Raw genomic sequence first — 3,057 nt, 5'->3', positions numbered from 1 at the left:
TTCTCCGTTTTCTCAGTATTCGGCACATGCAAAAACCTAACCGGACAAAGCTGATATCGACTCGACTTTTTTCGTCGAGATCGGCAGTTAGGGGTAATCGTATAAGAATTTGCTGAATAACACAATAAGAAAATCTAGTTAAATATTAAGTGGATAGGGTCGATAAGGCAAAGAACGATATTAGCTTCTCAATCGGGAAAAGTCTACTTTGCCAGTCATGAAGATTTGCGGTCGCAGATGTATAGAGAAGGTAACCTATCGACCGGCTATGTTTAGATTGCAGACCTTAACAGCCAAGGGGCCGCTGTAGGATTCCCGCTTGGTTGTCTCCTGAGAAAAATAGATTTCCTGCATGGCCCTGGACATAGTGCCGGAGATTGACCCTCCTTTGATCGGCACGAGTTTATCCCCATCAATTAGATACCCTACGCGAATCTCTCCGGAAAAGGCCCCGGTGACCGGGTTGGGCTCAAAAGTAGAAAACTTGAGAAGGTGAAGCACCGGGGAAGGGGACATGAGTTCTTTCAGAGAGTAATTTCCAGGCGAGACCACAACATTCGCGAAGTCACCGGTAGGTTTTATTCCCAGGTAATCGGCATACCGCTTATTGGCGGTGCGGTTTCTGAAGATGTTATTCTCGATCACCAAGACCTTTTCAGGGGCCAGCCCATTTTCGTCAAAAGATTTGCTTTTCATGCTTCCCGGCAAAAAGGGGTCACTTATGAGCGTGAGCCTCTCGCCTTTTGGGTTACTCATTATAGTCTCGTTTTCTTTAAACTGAGACCATCCCTGATAGGCGGCTTGGCCGCCGGCCTGGGCGATGAAATAATTAAAAAAGGTATCCAGGGCCTCTTCCGCAAATATCACATCATACAACCCCGTAGGCGGCGGCTCAGCCGTCAACAAATCCCGGGCATAGGCGGCATATTGATTCAGGGTGGGAGCCAGGTTGAGGTCGTCATAAAGGCGGCAGCGCTTTAGGCCTTCAATCTCACATTCTTTATCTTTATTTCCGGCCAGAAAGACAAAATCAACCATGGCTTCCGTCTCTTCGCGGCCGGCCCGGAGGCCGGTAGAGTTGAGAAGGGTATATATACTCTCCGCCACGAATATCTCAGAAGAACTTAATTTGATTCCCGGATAGTTGAAAGTGATCAGATCCCCGTGAATCTGCTCAAGATAATATGCCGGATCAGATGCAACCTTTGCGTCAAAAGTCTTTACGGCGGGGTAGGCCTGTCCGGGTTCGGGCAGGGAGAAGGGCTGGTTGGCAATCAGCCGGGCCATCTCCAGGGCGGATTTAATCTTTGGGCGTGGGAGATCATCTCCAGTCAGCACAAAAGAAGACTCTCCCAGGAAATTCTGACCATCTCTTTCGTACGTAAGATATACTTTTACCTGAAACTCTTCGCTCGTTACTTCCCGGATGTTTTCTACGTCCTGAAAGATAGTATAAAGCTGGGACTCACGGCGCTTCAGTTGGGTTACTTCCCACGCGGTCAGTTCTTTTACAGATGATAGGTAATCGGCAATCTCAGAAAGAAGCATTCCGGTCTCCTCAGCCCAGCCGGGCCTTTAATCTCAGGTACGGGCCGCCGTCTGTTACTTTAACCCACTCCTTATGCCCCTTGCCGCACATACCCAGGCCCCCGATCTCCATTTTATCGCCAACCATGGTAATGGACTTGAGAAGTTCCGGGACATAGCCGGTTACGATGACCGGGCTGTAAACCTTACCGGTCAGTTGGCCGTCGCGTATTTCCTCGGCATAGTATCCTTCGAGCTGAATGCCCCATCCCTTGGGATCTTCCATGCCGTTTGAGGGGTGGTCGAGAAAATAGCCGAAGGAGATATCTCGCACCATCTCCTCAAAGGAATTTCTCCCCGGTCCAAAATACGTATTGGTCATACGGGCATAGACCTTGTGCGTAAATGACTCACGCCTCCCGTTGGCCGTGCGCCTTATATTGAGACGAAGGGCAGAGTTAAGGTCGGTCAGGCCGGATTTTAATATGCCGTTTTCGATTATCTGCGTTTCACTCGCCGGTTGCCCCTCGTGGTCGAAGAAAAAAGAGGCGGCCTGGCCGGGGAGGGCAGGGGAATCGAACATGTTCACCAGAGGGGAGGCCACCTGTTTATTAATGTACTCGGCGCCTTTGGCCCTGCGTTTAAGAAACATATCTGTCTCCATGCCGTGGCCAAAGGCCTCGTGGGCAAATATGCCGGCAAACGCCGGAGAAAAAATACAGTCATAGTGGCCGGGGTTAAGACGCTCCGCATAAAGGATGCGGGCGCAATCCGTAATAAGCCTGTCGAGCTTTTCTTCAGGCAATGCCGCATGTTCGTAGCCGCCCTGATAGGCGTGTCCGGTGTGGAGTTGGGCGGCCCTTTCACCGTTACACATCACAACAAAGGCCAGTGCCTGGGTTCTTTTCAGGTCCTGATAGAGCTTTTTATGACGGTTCACGAAAAGTTCCCGTGTCCTTACAAAAAGGTATTGGCAAAGGGCGCTGGTTATCCGTTTGTCGGCCCGTTCCACCCGGTCTTTGCAGGACCCGCAGAGATCTATTTTCCGGGCAAGAGGAATATCTTCGTTTTTTATCTGACGCTGGACGTAAAATTCCTGGTCCGTCATTTCTCCAGGGTCGATTACAGGGCCATCGTAGCGAATCAGGTCTTCTGCTTTTTTGACGAGGTCCTGCGCCGTCTTTTTCAGCATCTCCGGCCTAAGGTCGTTTGTCGCCGCTTCCATGAAATGACGTCCGGTGAAGACCATGAACACCACTCCCCGCCGGGGAGGCAACGACTCGGCCTTCTGTTCATGGGTCTCTACGGTGACCTTTTCTCCTTCCGTCTCCATAGCCAAGGCAGAGGCGTAAGGGACCTTTTTCTCCATGTCAAAGACGAGATCGGCCAATAGAAAATTAAGCGTCTTAATCATAATTACCATAATACTCAAAGGGCGGGCTGTTGCCAAGAACAAAAAGCTTGTCCCTGATCTGCCATCAAGACATCATCTGCGGCGTTGCCTTCGATCGCTCCTCCTTGCGGCGTATT

General features: G+C 50.5%; 2 protein-coding genes. Both read right to left on the bottom strand.

The genetic code is table 11. From position 1 onward, the window contains the following. Positions 1–255 precede the first annotated feature (255 nt). Positions 256–1,548, bottom strand: coding sequence for a metallopeptidase TldD-related protein (locus tag RDU59_12890; GenBank protein MDQ7839376.1), 1,293 nt, complete (start codon positions 1,546–1,548; stop codon positions 256–258). Positions 1,549–1,558: 10 nt separating this feature from the next. After that, positions 1,559–2,950 (bottom strand): TldD/PmbA family protein, encoded by a 1,392-nt coding sequence (locus RDU59_12885; GenBank protein MDQ7839375.1) that lies wholly within the window; start codon positions 2,948–2,950, stop codon positions 1,559–1,561. Positions 2,951–3,057: the final 107 nt, after the last annotated feature.

Source organism: Thermodesulfobacteriota bacterium, from assembly GCA_031082315.1.
In the GTDB taxonomy this organism is placed as follows: Bacteria; Desulfobacterota; QYQD01; order QYQD01; family QYQD01; genus QYQD01.
This window is presented reverse-complemented; position numbering and strand designations above follow the sequence as displayed.

Coding starts and splice junctions, on each gene's coding strand:
- RDU59_12890 (MDQ7839376.1), bottom strand. CDS start 1,548: ATGCTTCTTTCTGAGATTGCCGATTACCTATCATCTGTAAAAGAACTG.
- RDU59_12885 (MDQ7839375.1), bottom strand. CDS start 2,950: ATGGTAATTATGATTAAGACGCTTAATTTTCTATTGGCCGATCTCGTC.